The sequence below is a fragment of the Thalassotalea agarivorans genome, from assembly GCF_030295955.1.
In the GTDB taxonomy this organism is placed as follows: domain Bacteria; phylum Pseudomonadota; class Gammaproteobacteria; order Enterobacterales; family Alteromonadaceae; genus Thalassotalea_D; species Thalassotalea_D agarivorans.
The window spans coordinates 444,284-462,286 of sequence record NZ_AP027363.1; the positions used below are offsets into that span (position 1 = coordinate 444,284).

Annotated in this window: 14 protein-coding genes; 12 read left to right on the forward strand and 2 right to left on the reverse strand. The window is 42.5% G+C overall.

The annotated features are described in order from the left end of the window. The first annotated feature begins 38 nt into the window (after positions 1-38). The 5 genes from rpoC (at position 39) to tuf (ending at position 8,817) form a co-directional block, all read left to right on the forward strand. Positions 39-4,271 (forward strand): DNA-directed RNA polymerase subunit beta', encoded by a 4,233-nt coding sequence (rpoC, locus tag QUD85_RS02115; RefSeq protein ID WP_093332400.1) that lies wholly within the window; start codon positions 39-41, stop codon positions 4,269-4,271. Positions 4,272-4,460: 189 nt separating this feature from the next. Beyond that, positions 4,461-4,835, forward strand: coding sequence for a 30S ribosomal protein S12 (rpsL, locus tag QUD85_RS02120; RefSeq protein ID WP_093332398.1), 375 nt, complete (start codon positions 4,461-4,463; stop codon positions 4,833-4,835). A 76-nt stretch (positions 4,836-4,911) separates the two neighbouring features. After that, positions 4,912-5,382: a 30S ribosomal protein S7 gene (gene rpsG, locus QUD85_RS02125; protein ID WP_093332395.1), complete on the forward strand. Its 471-nt coding sequence runs from the start codon at positions 4,912-4,914 to the stop codon at positions 5,380-5,382. Positions 5,383-5,474: 92 nt separating this feature from the next. After that, positions 5,475-7,574 (forward strand): elongation factor G, encoded by a 2,100-nt coding sequence (gene fusA / locus QUD85_RS02130; protein ID WP_093332392.1) that lies wholly within the window; start codon positions 5,475-5,477, stop codon positions 7,572-7,574. A gap of 58 nt (positions 7,575-7,632) precedes the next feature. Further along, entirely contained in the window at positions 7,633-8,817 is a 1,185-nt protein-coding gene (tuf, locus tag QUD85_RS02135) for an elongation factor Tu (RefSeq protein WP_286219620.1), read from the forward strand. An 873-nt stretch (positions 8,818-9,690) separates the two neighbouring features. On the opposite strand, the gene QUD85_RS02140 is transcribed toward tuf, so the two are convergent. Next, the gene (locus QUD85_RS02140) at positions 9,691-10,251 is read right to left on the reverse strand and encodes a GNAT family N-acetyltransferase (protein ID WP_093330535.1); all 561 of its coding nucleotides are present in this window, start codon (positions 10,249-10,251) and stop codon (positions 9,691-9,693) included. A gap of 135 nt (positions 10,252-10,386) precedes the next feature. Then, on the reverse strand, positions 10,387-10,797 hold the full coding sequence (locus QUD85_RS02145; protein ID WP_093330532.1) for a thiol-disulfide oxidoreductase DCC family protein: 411 nt from the start codon (positions 10,795-10,797) through the stop codon (positions 10,387-10,389). Between the two features lie 537 nt (positions 10,798-11,334). Here QUD85_RS02145 and rnr point away from each other — a divergent pair. The 7 genes from rnr (at position 11,335) to rplI (ending at position 17,964) form a co-directional block, all read left to right on the forward strand. Next, positions 11,335-13,701 carry a ribonuclease R gene (rnr, locus tag QUD85_RS02150; RefSeq protein ID WP_093330530.1) on the forward strand — a complete coding sequence of 789 codons (2,367 nt, stop codon included), beginning with the start codon at positions 11,335-11,337 and terminating at the stop codon, positions 13,699-13,701. 20 nt (positions 13,702-13,721) lie between these two features. Further along, positions 13,722-14,480, forward strand: a complete 759-nt coding sequence (gene rlmB / locus QUD85_RS02155; RefSeq protein WP_093330528.1) for a 23S rRNA (guanosine(2251)-2'-O)-methyltransferase RlmB — start codon at positions 13,722-13,724, stop codon at positions 14,478-14,480. Between the two features lie 283 nt (positions 14,481-14,763). Further along, on the forward strand, positions 14,764-16,077 hold the full coding sequence (locus QUD85_RS02160; protein ID WP_093330525.1) for a DUF945 family protein: 1,314 nt from the start codon (positions 14,764-14,766) through the stop codon (positions 16,075-16,077). Positions 16,078-16,486: 409 nt separating this feature from the next. Continuing rightward, positions 16,487-16,909, forward strand: coding sequence for a 30S ribosomal protein S6 (gene rpsF, locus QUD85_RS02165; protein ID WP_093330523.1), 423 nt, complete (start codon positions 16,487-16,489; stop codon positions 16,907-16,909). 7 nt (positions 16,910-16,916) lie between these two features. Then, positions 16,917-17,225 carry a primosomal replication protein N gene (gene priB, locus QUD85_RS02170; protein ID WP_093330520.1) on the forward strand — a complete coding sequence of 103 codons (309 nt, stop codon included), beginning with the start codon at positions 16,917-16,919 and terminating at the stop codon, positions 17,223-17,225. A gap of 40 nt (positions 17,226-17,265) precedes the next feature. Further along, positions 17,266-17,493, forward strand: a complete 228-nt coding sequence (rpsR, locus tag QUD85_RS02175) for a 30S ribosomal protein S18 (protein ID WP_093330516.1) — start codon at positions 17,266-17,268, stop codon at positions 17,491-17,493. An 18-nt stretch (positions 17,494-17,511) separates the two neighbouring features. Further along, positions 17,512-17,964 (forward strand): 50S ribosomal protein L9, encoded by a 453-nt coding sequence (gene rplI, locus QUD85_RS02180; RefSeq protein ID WP_093330514.1) that lies wholly within the window; start codon positions 17,512-17,514, stop codon positions 17,962-17,964. Positions 17,965-18,003: the final 39 nt, after the last annotated feature.

The following is an 18,003-nucleotide window of genomic DNA, read 5'->3' on the forward strand; positions in this document are numbered from 1 at the left end:
CCTCTTACTAAGGTTAAAACTCCGACAGGAGACAGAGTGTGAAAGATTTACTTAAGTTTCTTAAGCAACAAAATCAAACCGAAGAATTCGATGGTATTCGCATCGGATTAGCATCACCGGACATGATTCGTTCGTGGTCTTATGGTGAAGTAAAGAAACCTGAGACAATTAACTACCGTACTTTCAAGCCAGAGCGCGACGGTTTATTCTGTGCGCGTATTTTCGGCCCAGTAAAAGACTATGAGTGTCTTTGTGGTAAGTACAAACGCCTTAAGCATCGCGGTGTAATCTGTGAGAAGTGTGGCGTAGAAGTTACATTAACTAAAGTACGTCGTGACCGTATGGGTCACATCGAATTAGCAAGCCCAGTAGCACATATCTGGTTCTTAAAATCGTTACCATCTCGTATCGGTTTATTACTAGACATGACATTACGTGATATTGAGCGCGTACTTTACTTTGAATCATACGTGGTAACTGAACCAGGTATGACAACGCTTGAGCGTGGCCAAATTTTAACAGAAGAAGAGTACTTAGACTCTTTGGAAGAGCACGGTGACGAATTCGACGCGAAAATGGGTGCAGAAGCGGTATTAGCCCTTCTTCAACACATTGAGCTAGACGAAGAAATCGCGCAAATGCGTGAAGAGTTACCAGAAATTGGCAGCGAAACTAAGCGTAAGAAAATTACTAAGCGCCTTAAGCTTATGGAAGCTTTTGCGCAGTCTGGTAACAAGCCAGAGTGGATGATTATGTCGGTTCTTCCGATCCTTCCACCTGATTTACGTCCACTAGTTCCACTAGACGGTGGCCGTTTTGCTACGTCTGACTTAAACGATTTATATCGTCGTGTTATCAACCGTAACAACCGTTTGAAGCGTTTATTAGACCTAGTTGCACCAGACATTATCGTACGTAACGAAAAACGTATGTTACAAGAATCTGTAGACGCGTTATTAGATAACGGTCGTCGTGGTCGTGCGATCACAGGTTCTAACAAGCGTCCACTTAAGTCGCTTGCAGACATGATCAAAGGTAAGCAAGGTCGTTTCCGTCAAAACCTTCTTGGTAAGCGTGTTGACTACTCAGGCCGTTCTGTAATTACTGTTGGTCCAACGTTACGTCTACACCAGTGTGGTCTTCCTAAGAAGATGGCACTTGAGCTATTCAAGCCGTTTATCTACGGTAAATTGGAAGCTCGTGGTCTAGCTACAACGATCAAAGCAGCGAAAAAATTAGTAGAGCGTGAAGGCGCAGAAGTATGGGATGTGCTAGACGAAGTTATTCGTGAGCATCCAGTACTATTAAACCGTGCACCAACACTTCACCGTTTGGGTATCCAAGCGTTTGAACCAGTACTTATCGAAGGTAAAGCTATTCACCTACACCCATTAGTGTGTGCGGCGTATAACGCTGACTTCGATGGTGACCAAATGGCGGTTCACGTTCCATTGACATTAGAAGCACAGCTAGAAGCTCGTACGCTAATGATGTCGACTAACAACGTACTTTCTCCAGCGAATGGTGATCCAATCATCGTTCCTTCACAAGACGTTGTATTAGGTCTTTATTACTTAACACGTTCACGTGTAAACGGCGTTGGTGAAGGCATGGTATTTGCCAGCACTAAAGAAGCTGAAAAAGCGTACCGAACTGGTGCTGCTGAGCTACACGCACGCGTTAAAATTCGTATCACAGAGCACACTCGTAATGACGAAGGTGAACTAGTAGCACACACTACCTTGCGTGATACAACAGTTGGTCGTGCAATCTTATGGCAAGTATGTCCGAAAGGCATTCCATTTGAATTAATTGACCAACCACTTGGTAAGAAGCCAATTTCTAAGCTGATCAACCATGCGTACCGTAACTTAGGTCTTAAAGATACTGTTATCTTTGCTGACCACATTATGTACACAGGTTTCCACTACGCGATGGTAGCGGGTGCGTCAGTTGGTATCGACGATATGGTTATTCCTGATGAGAAATACACTATTATCGAAGGTGCAGAAGAAGAAGTTGCAGAAATCCAAGCGCAGTTTGACCAAGGTCTTGTAACTGCGGGTGAGAAATACAATAAAGTTATCGATATTTGGTCATCAGCTAACGAACGTGTTTCAAAAGCGATGATGGATAACTTATCTAAAGAGCACATCGAAAACCGTGACGGTGAGATGGAAGAGCAAGACTCATTCAACTCTATCTTCATGATGGCCGACTCAGGTGCTCGTGGTAGTGCTGCTCAGATTCGTCAGCTAGCAGGTATGCGTGGTCTAATGGCTAAGCCGGATGGCTCAATCATTGAAACGCCAATTACCGCTAACTTCCGTGAAGGTCTGAACGTACTACAATACTTCATCTCAACTCACGGTGCGCGTAAAGGTCTTGCCGATACAGCACTTAAAACAGCGAACTCTGGTTACCTAACGCGTCGTCTAGTAGACGTTGCACAAGATTTGGTAGTAACTGAGCACGATTGTGGTACTGAAGAAGGTATCATGATGACACCACTTATCGAAGGTGGTGACGTTGTTGAACCATTACGTGAGCGTGTACTTGGTCGTGTAGTATGTGAAGACGTACTTATCCCGGGTTCAGAAGATGTATTAATTGCACGTAACACATTAATTGACGAGAAACTTTGTGACGTACTTGAAGAGCATTCAGTCGATCAAGTTAAAGTTCGTTCAATTATTACCTGTGAAACAGACTTTGGTATTTGTGCACACTGTTACGGTCGTGACTTAGCACGTGGTCACCTAATTAACCAAGGTGAAGCGGTAGGTGTTGTAGCTGCTCAATCAATCGGTGAGCCGGGTACACAGCTTACGATGCGTACGTTCCATATCGGTGGTGCGGCATCTCGTGCGTCAGCAGAAAACAGTGTTCAAGTGAAGAACACAGGTACTTTGAAATTGCAAAGTGCTAAGACTGTTGAAAACACAGACGGTAAAACAGTTATTGTTTCTCGTTCATCAGAGCTAACAGTTATTGATGAGCTAGGTCGTGAAAAAGAGCGCTATAAAGTACCTTACGGTGCTGTGCTTGATAAAGGCGACGGCGCTGCTATTGAAGCAGGCGAAACAGTGGCTAACTGGGATCCGCATACGCATCCAATCATTACTGAGGTTGCTGGTAAGATCAAATTCGTTGACCTTGACGAAGGCATTACAATGACGCGTCAAACTGATGAATTAACTGGTTTATCAAGCATCGTTGTTACCGATCCAAACCAACGCTCAAGCGCTGGTAAAGAAATGCGTCCAATGGTTAAGCTAGTTGACGCTAAAGGTAACGATGTAATGATCGCAGGTACTGAAATTCCAGCACAATACTTCTTACCAGGTAACGCAATCGTTAACCTAGAAGATGGTGCAGAAGTTGGTATCGGTGATGCATTAGCACGTATTCCTCAAGAATCTTCTAAAACACGTGATATTACCGGTGGTCTACCGCGTGTTGCTGACTTATTTGAAGCGCGTAAGCCAAAAGAGCCAGCTATACTTGCAGAGAAGACAGGTATCATTGGATTCGGTAAAGAGACTAAAGGTAAACGTCGTCTTCTAATTACTCAGCCTAGCGGTGAAGTATATGAAGAGATGATTCCTAAGTGGCGTCAACTTAACGTGTTCGAAGGTGAACAAGTTGAGAAAGGTGAAGTTATCGCCGACGGTCCAGAGTCTCCACATGACATTTTACGCTTACGTGGTATTGCACCAGTTGCAAACTACATCGTAAACGAAGTACAAGACGTATATCGTTTACAAGGTGTAAAAATTAATGATAAACACATTGAAGTTATCGTGCGTCAAATGATCCGCAAGTGTGAGATCTTAGACGGTGGTGATAGTGAATTCTTGAAAGGCGAACAAGTTGAAGTGGCGCGCGTTAAAATCGCAAACCGTGAACTTGAAGCGGCAGGCAAGCAACCAGCTGAATATGACATCCAAATGATGGGTATCACTAAAGCTTCACTTGCTACTGAGTCATTTATCTCAGCTGCATCGTTCCAAGAAACAACTCGTGTTCTAACAGAAGCTGCAGTAAGTGGTAAGAAAGACAGCTTACGTGGTCTGAAAGAAAACGTTATTGTTGGTCGCTTGATCCCAGCAGGTACAGGTTATGCTTATCATCAAGACCGCGCTCGCAAACGCGCTGCGTCAATTGAAGAAGAAGCAACAGTATCAGCTGACGAAGCAGCGATTGCACTTTCTGAAGCATTAAGTGCAGATGCTCAAGACGATACACAAGCACCAGAGAGTGGCGAATAAGCAATTCTTTGTAAAAATGTGCTAACAAGCGGCCTGTCAGGCTTGACAGGTTAAAGCTTGACCATTAAAATGCCGCGTCCATTATATTCTAGTAATATTATGGACGCGGTTTTTCACGTTTATGAAAGTGTAATTTTTACTGGTGATTCGGTAACTATTACCAATGTTTTAACTTAATCAGGAGCTATAATGGCAACTATTAACCAATTGGTACGTAAACCACGTACCAGAAAGGTTGCGAAAAGCAATGTTCCAGCATTGGAAGCTTGCCCGCAACGCCGTGGTGTATGTACTCGTGTATATACTACTACGCCTAAAAAACCTAACTCAGCACTACGTAAGGTTGCTCGTGTTCGTTTAACTAACGGTTACGAAGTTACTTCTTACATCGGTGGTGAAGGTCACAACTTACAAGAGCATAGCGTTATCTTAATCCGTGGTGGTCGTGTTAAAGACTTACCTGGTGTTCGCTATCACACTGTTCGTGGCGCACTTGACTGTTCAGGTGTTAACGATCGTAGACAAGGCCGTTCTAAGTACGGTGCTAAGCGCCCTAAATCTTAACGGTTTCCGTGAAGTAAGGCCAAATTTAAACTATTAACAATTTTGGGAAATCCCTGAATTAAACGGAGAATTCAAGATGCCAAGAAGACGCGTCGTAGGACAACGTAAAATATTACCGGATCCTAAGTTCCATAGTGAACTATTAGCAAAATTCATCAACATTCTTATGGTTGATGGCAAAAAAGCTGTTGCAGAAAAAATCGTATACGGTGCACTAGACATTTTAGCTGAGAAATCAGACAAAGAGCACTTAGACCTTTTCGAAGCTGCGTTAGAAAATATTCGCCCAGCAGTAGAGGTTAAGTCTCGTCGTGTAGGTGGTTCTACTTACCAAGTTCCAGTTGAAGTTCGTCCAGTTCGTCGTAATGCACTAGCCATGCGTTGGTTAGTTGAAGCAGCTCGTAAACGTGGTGAAAAATCAATGGCTCAGCGCCTAGCTAACGAAATGTTAGATGCGTCTGACAACAAAGGTACTGCGGTTAAGAAACGTGAAGACGTTCACCGTATGGCTGAAGCGAACAAAGCGTTCGCACATTACCGTTGGTAATATAATGAGCGGCGTGGTTACTAGATGTCATCATCTGGTAACTACGCTTTTCTATAATCTGAGGAAATTCTCCTTAGAAAGAGGATAAGATTGTGGCTCGTACAACCCCTATAGAGCGCTACCGTAATATTGGTATTTGTGCTCACGTAGATGCAGGTAAAACGACAACAACAGAACGTATTCTATTCTACACTGGTTTATCTCATAAAATCGGTGAAGTACATGATGGCGCAGCTACCATGGACTGGATGGAACAAGAACAAGAGCGTGGTATTACAATTACCTCTGCTGCTACGACTTGTTTCTGGAAAGGAATGGATGCGCAGTTCGACGATCATCGTATCAACATCATCGACACTCCAGGTCACGTTGACTTTACTATCGAAGTAGAACGCTCTTTGCGTGTACTTGATGGTGCTGTGCTTGTGCTGTGTGCTTCTTCAGGTGTTCAACCGCAAACTGAAACGGTTTGGCGCCAAATGGAAAAGTACTCTGTACCTCGTATGGTTTTCGTTAACAAAATGGACCGCATGGGTGCAAACTTCCTCAGCGTTATCGACCAAATGAAAGATCGTTTGGGCGCAAATGCAGTGCCAATTCAATTACCGATTGGTGCGGAAGAGAATTTCACAGGTGTTGTTGATCTTATCAAAATGAAAGCAATCAACTGGAATGAATCTGATCAAGGTATGACATTTTCCTATGAAGATATTCCTGCTGATATGCAAGATCTCGCCGAAGAATGGCATGAAAACCTTGTTTCAGAAGCTGCAGAATCTTCTGATGAGTTAATGGAAAAGTACCTTGAAGAAGGTGAATTAACTGAAGCAGAAATTAAAGCAGGTCTTCGCCAACGTACACTAGATAACGAAGTAGTACTTTGTTCATGTGGTAGTGCGTTTAAAAACAAAGGTGTTCAAGCTGTATTGGATTCAGTGATTGAATTTATGCCTTCGCCAACAGAAGTTCAGGCGATTAGAGGGATAAACGAAGACGAAACTGAAGGTGTCCGTGAAGCAGACGACAATGCGCCGTTCGCTGCATTAGCCTTTAAGATCGCAACTGACCCATTCGTAGGCACTTTAACGTTCTTCCGTGTTTATTCTGGTGTAGTTAACTCTGGTGACAGTGTTTACAACCCAGTAAAAGGTAAGAAAGAGCGTTTTGGTCGTATTGTGCAAATGCACTCTAATGACCGTCAAGAAATTAAAGAAGTTCGCGCAGGCGATATTGCTGCCGCTATCGGCTTAAAAGAAGTTACCACTGGTGACACACTTTGTGATGCAAACAAGGTTATTACACTTGAGCGCATGGAATTCCCAGAGCCGGTTATATCAGTAGCAGTAGAACCACGCACTAAAGCTGACCAAGAAAAAATGGGTATTGCTTTAGGTAAGCTAGCGGCCGAAGATCCTTCTTTCCGTGTTGAAACGGATGAAGAGTCGGGGCAAACGATTATCTCAGGTATGGGTGAACTACACCTTGATATTATCGTTGACCGCATGAAGCGTGAATTTAAAGTGGAATGTAACGTGGGTAAACCTCAAGTTTCATACCGCGAAACTATTCGTTCAACTGTTGAAGTTGAAGGCAAATTTGTTCGTCAATCAGGTGGACGTGGACAATTTGGTCATGTTTGGCTTAAATTAGAACCACAACCAGAAGGCGAAGGTTTTGAATTTGTTAACGAAATCGTTGGTGGTGCTGTTCCAAAAGAATACATCCCGGCTGTTGAGAAAGGTTGTAAAGAGCAAATGGAATCTGGTGCTTTAGCTGGATATCCAATGCTAGATGTCAAAGTGACACTTTACGACGGCTCTTACCATGATGTTGACTCAAACGAAATGGCGTTTAAAGTAGCAGCATCTATGGGCTTTAAAAAGGGTGCGCTTGAAGCAAATCCTGTCCTGCTTGAACCTGTTATGCAGGTTGAAGTAACAACGCCTGAAGAAAACATGGGTGACGTTGTCGGTGATTTAAACCGTCGTCGCGGTGTAATCGAAGGTATGGACGAAGGCCCGTCTGGCTTAAAACTGGTAAATGCAGTTGTGCCACTGGCGGAAATGTTTGGTTACGCTACAGATTTACGTAGCGCAACTCAGGGTCGTGCATCATACTCTATGGAGTTTAAGCAATACGCTGAAACCCCTAAAGCAGTTGCCGATACTATTATTGAATCTCGTAAGGCTTAATAAAAGCCTGGCTCGGTTTAGGCTGGGCTTTTAAATTAAACTTTAAGGTACATGTAAAATGGCTAAAGAAAAATTTGAACGTTCGAAACCGCACGTTAACGTTGGTACTATCGGCCACGTTGACCACGGTAAAACAACTTTAACAGCTGCTATCTCTGCAGTATTAACAAAAACTCACGGTGGTGAAGTTCGTGATTTCGCACAAATCGATAACGCTCCAGAAGAGCGTGAGCGTGGTATCACAATCAACACATCTCACATTGAGTATGACACAGCAACTCGTCACTACGCACACGTAGATTGCCCGGGTCACGCGGATTACATCAAAAACATGATCACTGGTGCTGCTCAAATGGACGGCGCGATCTTAGTTGTAGCTGCAACAGACGGTCCAATGCCACAAACACGTGAGCACATCCTTCTTTCACGTCAGGTTGGTGTACCTTACATCATCGTATTCATGAACAAATGTGACATGGTAGACGACGAAGAGTTACTTGAATTAGTAGAAATGGAAGTTCGTGAACTTCTTAACGAATACGAATTCCCAGGTGACGACCTTCCAATCATCCAAGGTTCAGCACTAGGCGCACTTAACGGTGAAGCACAGTGGGAAGAGAAAGTACTTGAGCTTGCAGAGCAACTTGATACTTACATTCCAGAGCCAGAGCGTGCGATTGACGGTGCATTCATCATGCCAATCGAAGACGTATTCTCAATCTCAGGTCGTGGTACAGTAGTAACAGGTCGTGTAGAGCGCGGTATCATCAAAGTTGGTGACGAAGTAGAAATCGTTGGTATCAAAGAGACACAAAAGACAACTTGTACTGGTGTTGAGATGTTCCGTAAGCTTCTAGACGAAGGTCGTGCAGGTGAGAACTGTGGTATTCTTTTACGTGGTACTAAGCGTGAAGAAGTAGAGCGTGGTCAAGTACTAGCTGAGCCAGGTTCAATCACTCCACACACGAAGTTCGAATCAGAAGTATACGTACTTTCAAAAGATGAAGGTGGTCGTCACACGCCATTCTTCAAAGGTTACCGTCCACAGTTCTACTTCCGTACAACTGACATCACTGGTGCTGTAGAGCTTCCAGAAGGTGTAGAAATGGTAATGCCAGGCGACAACTTGAAGTTTGTTGTTGAGCTAATCAACCCAGTAGCGATGGACGAAGGTTTACGCTTCGCTATTCGTGAAGGTGGCCGTACAGTTGGTGCTGGTGTTGTATCTAAGATTATCGACTAATCTTAGCTAACACAGCTACCACTTAAAAAAGAGCGCTTAGGCGCTCTTTTTTGTTTTAAGGCCACCAAGCGGAGAATCCGTGATGACGATTTAGTTCTAAATTAGTCCCAATGGCCTAATTTACTAAATCGCCACATGCCTCTGGCTTGGGGATAAATCATTGTATGATTTACATGAGTCGTACAGTAGGTGCATTCGTTGGCCGAAAGTGTTCCCGACACGTATCGGCATTTCCTCCTTCCATGGGGATAAATCATTGTATGATTTACATGAGTCGTACATAAAAAGGAACGAGGGACACGCAGCACAGCTGCTGGGGACAAGGAAGGAGATGATTAAGCGCTTCGCTATAGGAGCATGGTGCATGGAGCAGGTTGTTTTACTTAAAGCATTCAGCTTTAAAGCCTATGGCCAATAATTTCTTCCGTCATCCCGTGATGTTTTAACACGGGATCTCCATGGGGTACATTGTGCGTTTAACAAGTACTTCAAAGTTTAAAGGAGATCCTGTTTTTCAACAGGATGACGAATGCTATTGGTGCCAGGCACCAACCTAGTATTTTCTATGATTTACTAGCGCCGTACGTAAAATAGGGACGACGGACACGCAGCACAGCTGCTGGGGACAAGGAACGTGGTTACTTATTCTCGTGAATATGCAGTTACCACCGTCATCCCGTGATGTTTTAACACGGGATCTCCATGGGATTCATTGCGCGTTTAATAAATGATGCTAAGTTTAATTGAGATCCTGTTTTTCAACAGGATGACGAATGCTATTGGTGCCAGGCACCATGTCTTTTTCAGCTTCTTTTCTTTACCTAACCGAGTTAAATTTTTAGTTCTTAGTTCTTAGTTCTTAGTTCTTAGTTCTTAGCCCTTAGGTTTGTGTTGTTCTCTAACTTTACGTCGATACCAAACCACATCCCAATCACCTAAATAGTCTTTATGCAAATATTGCTTGTGGAAGGTCATGCCAAGCTTTTTCATTACACCTATTGAGGCGCCATTATCTTCATCTGCAATTGCAGAGACATATTCAACTTCCGGTGACGCTGATACGACGTCGATAATGGCTAAAGCCGCTTCAGAAGCGTAGCCCTTACCCCAATGGTGTTGAAAGAAACGCCAACCCAATTCTAGGTCGTTAAATAGTGGTTTATCCAAGAAGAAATGCATAGGGCGCACTAACACCCAGCCCAAGTATTCACCTGTTTCAGTTAGGCTAATATGCCAAAGTCCCCATCCCTTTTCTGGATTGCGATACTTCTCCATACGTGGCACGAAAACCTCTTCAATTTGCTGCATAGAGTTTTTCTTACCACCATTAATAAACTTCATCACTTCTTCGTTTTGATCTATATCGTAAAGCGCTTGCTTATCTGATGCGTCCATTAATCTGTAAGTTAGGCGTTCGCTGTTTGGAATATGCATAGAAGTAGGTTCTTAGTTTTTATAAGTATGCAGTATCTTAAATGGGGTATGTGTTGTGAGTAAATACTTATGTTGATTTTGGCACAAGTGCGCTTCGCTGCAGGTACAAATGAATTGATGCATTAACACGGGATTTCAAACAACTTTCCACAAAAACTTACTTTTAAGTTCATCAGTTGGAACCATACATTCTTGAGTTCTTCCAAAAATACTGTATCTATTTCGTGCGAATGAACGATAGAAATAATCTCTAATAGGGCGAGGCAATATTTTGAATATTCGAAAAAGGTACCAGTAGCCGTTTAAATCTTTAGTAATTTCTAATGCTGCGTTGCTTCTGAAAAAACACTGGTTTTTTTTGACGAGTAAAAAAGTGTCAAAGCCCACCTTATCTGCGCCATACTCACTAATTAAATTTTGTGCAAAAGGGCTTTGCATCGGCGCAAACAAAAATTTGTTTGAATGATCTCTTTTAATGATGAAGTTAACAGCTGCATTACAGAAATTACAAACGCCATCAAAAACAATAATGTGTTGATTATTCATTTTTCTCCTGACTAATTACAATCATTAAGCGAAAACAACATATGGCTTAACAATTAGATAACCTTCGATGGTAAATCAGTTACCTACCCAAATCAAAACAAGACTTTTTTGTTCATCAAAGAATGGCGAAACTTTTGGCAGGCGTTTTAGGGTCTGAACACATAGAGGAATTAGCCAACACAATGAGCTGTGCAACATAACCGTTCCCCCATTGAGGGTTGCCGATAGCGTTTTTTAATGATCATGTATAAGTTCTTCATGGATGAAGAACAAGGTGAAATAGGACAGGGATGTGCTATTGAGACGGTACATCGACATCATTGAAAAATGATAGCGGGGTTGTCAAACCGAGTTGGGGCGTGGGGGTATGCCCTAGGGGTGTCACGCTACACCCCTGGGCTATTGCTCCTTTAGGAGTAATAAAACTTTTAAAGCTAACAAATAGCTCGCAGCTTACTACTAATAAGATAAAAGAATTTTTTATCTTTTTCCCTTTTCCTTTATACTGACAGTATCAAACCTTTTAACGGCATTTGGATGACTGTTAACGACCCTCATCAAAAGCGCGAAGCGCAAAAATATCAAAAACCTATCGCCAGTCGAGAATATATCCTCGAACTTATTCAACAAGCTTATGCGCCGCCTACGTTCAGCGCTCTTTACAAAAGGCTTGGCTACTCAGATGAAGCAGACAAAGTCGCCTTGAAACGCCGCCTTAGAGCGATGGAGCAAGATGGTCAGTTAGTCTTTAATAAGTTTAAGCAATACGCCATACCCAAAGAAAATAGTGTATTAACAGGTACTATTATTGGTCATCGCGATGGTTATGGTTTTTTTACGCCGGATGGTGGCGGAAAAGATTTATTTGTCTCCTCTCATGAAATGCAAAAAGTATTTCATGGCGACGTAGTAGAGGCGATAAAAATGGACCGTACTGATCGTAAAGGCCGTCAGGAAGTCCGTATTCTAGATGTTATTGAAGGCCGAAAAACGCCCATTGTTGGACGTTTTTATGTGGAACACAATGTCGCGTTTGTGGTGCCAGATGATGCCAAAATCAGTCAAGATATTGTGATTGATCCGAAAGCAAAAATGGGTGCACGCCATGGGCAAGTGGTTGTGGTTAATGTGGTACAACGCCCAAGTAAACGCAACAATGCTGTTGGTGAAGTGGTGGAAATTCTAGGTGAGCATATGGCACCGGGAATGGAAATTGAAATTGCGCTGCGAGAGCATGATTTGCCGCATAAATTTTCAGCAGAGATTGAGCAAGAGCTAGCACTTATAGCGGATGAAGTTACCGATGAAGCAAAATTGCCACGCAAGGATTTGCGAGACTTACCTTTAGTCACCATTGATGGCGAAGATGCGCGTGACTTTGATGATGCCGTTTACTGCCAAGTAGAGCCTGATGGTGGTTGGCGCCTTTGGGTCGCAATTGCCGATGTTAGCTATTATGTAAGACCTGGCATGGCCCTAGATGATGAAGCAATAGCGCGAGGTAACTCGGTTTACTTCCCAAGCCAAGTCATTCCTATGTTGCCAGAAAAGTTATCTAACGGACTATGTTCACTAAATCCTGACGTTGATCGTTTGTGTATGGTCTGTGAAATGACCGTGAGCGCCGCAGGTGAACTATCAGGTTTTGAATTTTACCCTGCGGTAATGCGTTCAAAAGCTCGTTTTACTTATACAAAAGTGGCCGCTATTTTAGAAGGCGACCCTGAATTATGCGAACAGTACAATGACTTTATTGGCGATTTAACTCATCTCCACCAATTATATACTGCGTTGAATTATGCTCGTGGGCAACGTGGTGCTATCGCCTTTGAAACGGAAGAAAGTCAGTTTCTATTTAATAGTGACCGAAAAATAGAGTCGATTGTGCCACTGGTTAGAAATGACGCGCACAAGATGATTGAAGAATGCATGATTTTGGCAAATGTCTCGACAGCACGTTTTGTTGAAGAACATGAATTTCCAGGTTTATTTCGCGTCCACGACAAGCCGAGTGAAGAAAAGTATAACAACTTTGTGAGCTATATCAGCGAGCTTGGCTTAACCATAGATAGGGAGCAAGAACCGACACCGGCAAACTTTAGCAAAATTCTTGATTTAGTTGATGGGCGACCTGATCAAGAACTTATCCAAACCATGCTATTGCGCAGTATGAAGCAAGCCGTTTATCAATCGGAAAACCTAGGTCACTTTGGTTTAGCCTTACCGCAATACAGCCATTTTACCTCACCTATTCGTCGTTATCCTGATCTTGTTATTCACCGTGTGATCAAAGCTATTTTGCAGCAACAACAGCACAATGATGCCAACATTGGTTATTACAGTTATGACGAACAAGCAATTTCTGAACTGGGTGAACATTGTTCAATGACTGAGCGCAGAGCAGACGATGCAACTCGCGATGTGTCGGATTGGCTCAAATGTGAGTATATGCAAGACCATGTTGGCGATGTTTTTTCTGGGGTGATCTCTACGGTAACTAACTTTGGTGTTTTTGTAAGGTTAAGTGACTTACACATTGAAGGCCTTATTCACATTAACTCTCTTGGTCGCGATTATTATCATTATGATGATGTGCGAATGACATTAACTGGCGAAAAAACGAAAACACGTTATCATGTCGGCGATTTGTTAGAGGTGCAAGTGGCTGCGGTCAATCTTGACGAAAAGAAAATTGATTTAACGCTATTTGGCAAACAAGAAGAGCCGGAAAAAGCGAATAAATATCGTCCGCCTAAAAAACCAAAAAAACAGGCGGCGACAACAGAGCGCAAGTCGGGAAAATCAACTACGAGTAAGAAAGCTAAATCTAAAGCAGGACGACGCCAGACTAAAAAATCTCGCCCAGGTAAAAATGCTCGTAATAAAACGAAAAGCCGAATATAACAGCAGGAATAGATAACGCTATGGCAAAAAGTGAAGAAATCGTTTTTGGTATTCATGCCATTACTGAATTAATTAAACGTTCACCAGAACGTTTTAAAGAACTTTGGTTATTAAAAGGCCGTGAAGACGATAGAGTCATGCCGATTATTAATTTAGCGCGAAAGTACAAAATTCCTGTACAAGTAGTACCGCGTAAAGTTTTAGATGACAAATCTAAAGGAGAACAACATCAAGGTGTTGTTGCTAAGGTAGCACCAGGCAAAACCTATACTGAGGCCGATCTCGATAGTATTTATCTCGATGCAGAAAAAGCGGGACGTGATCCTTTCTTCTTGATTCTTGACGGGTTAACAGACCCGCACAATTTAGGGGCTTGCTTGCGCAACGCAGATGCCGCCGGCGTTGATGCGATAGTGGTACCTAAAGATAACGCCGCACGCTTAACAGCAACTGTGCGCAAAGTAGCGGTAGGGGCCGCTGAAACGGTTCCTTTAGTGCAAGTCACTAATTTATCGAGAGCGATGAAACAATTACAACAAATGGGTTTGTGGATTGTGGGTACCGCTGGCGAAACTGATGTGTCTTTATATGATGTCAAATTAACGGGCCCCATGGCACTTGTCATGGGTGCAGAAGGCAAAGGCATGCGTCGCTTGACGCGAGAGCATTGTGATCAGTTGGTGAAATTACCTATGGCGGGTGCCGTTAGTAGTTTGAATGTATCGGTTGCAACCGGTATTTGTCTCTATGAAATTGTCAGGCAACGTAAGCAGGCTTAACAGCCTAATCATAACCTTTCCTGGCACTGTTTCAACCCTTTAGCAGATTGTTTTAATTGGCAAATACCTGTATGTTATAGCCCTCCTATTTCTCATTAATTAGTGATGTAGGCGTCCACACATTAAGCTACGTAGTGTCTTTTATGCAAAACAAGCGCTTGCAAAATACCTGTGGAAAGATGAAACGAAAAACTGATTTATGGCAACACAGTAGGAAAATTGTCGTTACTGGCAAAGGATGTGTTGGCACACAACATAAAAATATAAAAGTAAGGGAAGTTTAATGAAGAAACTCGTTGGTCTGCTCGTTGTTTTAGCAGCGATTGTTTTAGTAGCGCCAAAGTTTGTTGGCGATGTAGTAAAAGAAAAGTATTTAGATATTGCTGAAAAGGTAAGTGAATCTGGCGATATCACAGCGACGACGCAATTTACTGATGAAGGTTGGTTCGGCGCGACGGTAATTACCGATTATAAAATCAACCTGCCAATTGAAGCTGAAACGTTTGAAATCATTATTACTTCTACAGAAGAGCTGTCTTACGGTCCTGTTATTTTTAAAGATGGTGTTAAATTCGCATTAAGCTATTCAGACATCGTTTTGAGTTTCTCTTTTGGTGAAGAATTGCCTATTGAAGCACAGGATATTTTAGACAGCTTTAATGAAAAAGTAGCGATTAAAAATAGCATCACTTATGGCTTAGACGTGCTATCAACGTTTGATATGGGGCAAGTAGAAACTGACCTAGATGGTGACACATTCGTACTTAAGCCATTGCATGGTGAATTCGTTGTTGAAGACAACAAACGTTTGTATGGCTTCATGCAGTGGGACGGTATGACAATCGGAAACCCTGACATGAGCGCTGAAATTGGCAAGATCATTTTTGATGTAGACCAGACTGCGCTTGAAGGAAACGTATACAGCAGCACTGCATTGTACGAAGGTGGTGGCTCTGTATTAATAGAAAACTTTGACATGACGTCAGCTCTACAACCACAGGCAAATGTCAAAATGAAAGACTTTTTGATAAAAGCTTATGGTACTGTAGAAAACAATTTAATGGCAGTTGAAGTGCTTTACAACGTCAAAGAAATTGTCGCTGCAGGTCAAGTTATCTCTGATGCTAACATCGACATTTTAATCGAAAACCTTGATGTTAAAGTGCTACAAGAGCTAATGGATGAAACTTCATACAGCGCTATAGCGGTAACAGAAGAAGAAGCTGCTGCTCAGGTGGAAAGAATTGGCGCAATCAGCGAGAAGCTACTTGCATCGAACCCAACTTTAAATCTTCGTGATATGAGTTTTCAAATGCCAGCAGGTGGCGCACAAGCCAATATGACTGGTCATATTGATGCTTCTATGTTTGATTTGAGCCAAGTAGAGCATATAGATAAAGCTATGGTTGCTAATGGTAACGTAGCTGTAGACGAAAGCTTGTTAGCAACATACGGCATAATGCCAATGGCAGATATGTATATTCAGCAAGGCTTTGCTGAAAAAGCAGATGGCCAAGTAAAGACAACAATTAGTGTTGCAAATGGCGAGCTCAAAATTAATGGTATCGTGATGCCACTTGGTCAAGAGCAACAATAAAATACTTGGCTGCGGGCTGCGGGCTGCGGGCTGCGGGCTGCGGGCTACGGGCTTAGTAAGTTTTACCAATTAGTTAGATTGTAAAAAGCGACATTTATGTGTCGCTTTTTTTATGCAAGCGATTAATTTTTTAAGTATTTTATTGCGTCATTCCTTGCGTTAAAACGGGATTTTAAACAGCCTGTTTTAAGCCAAGCGATTAACGTTTAGTTATTCAGCAAGTAGAATAAACGTCAATATAATCTAGATTCCTTTAAAACTTTACGGTATCCCACCATAAAAGCTTGCTTTACAAGGTCATTTTATCTACAATACGCCGCCTTAATTCAGCCGCAAGTTATTTTGTTCCTTGCCTCAATACTGGTGGTGGCTGAGCCAGATAAGAGGCTACAACCGTAAGGAGCTCGTAATGCGTCATTACGAAATCGTTTTTATGGTTCACCCTGATCAGAGTGAACAAGTTCCAGGTATGATTACACGTTATACCGACATGATCACTGCTGCTGAAGGCAAGATCCACCGTCTAGAAGACTGGGGTCGTCGTCAGTTAGCATACCCAATCAATAAGCTTCACAAAGCTCACTACGTTTTATTAAACGTTGAAGCTCCTCAAGCTGTTATTGATGAATTAGAAACTTCTTTCCGTTTCAACGACGTTGTGATTCGTAACATGATCATGCGCACGAAAGGCGCGGTAACTGAAGCATCACCTATGGCTGCTGCTAAAGAAGACCGTCGCGAAGTTAAGAAAGAGGTTACTGAAGCGCCAGCTGCTAAAGAAGCACCTGCTACTGAAGAAGTAGCTGCTGAAGAAGCTGCAAGCGAAGAATAAGTAATCTGTGACATCAAACAGTCTTACTTTGGTAGGCATGGTCGTTAAAGCGGCAAAATTGCATACCAGCCCGGCGGGGATTCATCATTGTCAGTTTTCCGTTGAACATCGTTCAACACAAGTGGAAGCTAACTTGAATCGCCAAGCATTTTTAAGAATGCAGGTCGTGGCAACAGGAGATTGGTCACAACACTTAACACGTGAGTTAATTGAGGGCAGAGAAGTTAAGATTCAAGGTTTTTTAAACCGACATGAATCGCGAAATGGTAACCCTATTTTGGTACTTCACGCTCAACATATTGAAATGATTAATTAGGTAGCTGTTAGTTTTAGCGGTTACATTAAAGGAGAAATCCATGTCTCGTTTTTTTAGACGTCGTAAGTTCTGTCGTTTTTCGGCAGAGGGCGTAGAAGCAATCGATTATAAAGACGTTGCTACGCTTAAAAATTATATCACTGAAAGTGGTAAAATCGTTCCTAGCCGTATCACTGGTACAAGTGCTAAATACCAACGTCAACTTGGTCGTGCGATCAAGCGTGCTCGTTACTTAGCATTATTACCGTATACTGATTTACACAAGTAACCTATAGGGGATTTGAAAATGGAAGTAATTCTTCTTGATAAAATCGCCAAGTTAGGCGGCCTTGGTGACAAGGTAACTGTTAAATCTGGTTACGCTCGTAACTATCTTTTACCACAAGGCAAAGCTGTTTTTGCTTCAAAAGCTAACGTTGAGCACTTCGAAGCTCGCCGTGCTGAATTAGAAGCTAAATTAGCTGACGCTTTATCAGCTGCAGAAGCTCGTGCTGCTAAATTAGCAGAACTTGCTGAAGTAACTATCGCTTCAAACGCTGGTGATGAAGGTAAATTATTTGGTTCAATCGGTACTCGTGACATTGCTGATGCAATCACTGCTGCGGGTGTTGAAGTAGCTAAATCAGAAGTACGTTTGCCAAACGGTACTATCCGTGAAGTTGGTGAATTCGATATCGCAATTCACTTACACACAGATGTTGATACAAACATCAAAGTAAACGTTGTTGCTGAAGACTAATTTTTAATTATGTTTTCAAATAAAAAGGCTGGGTAATCC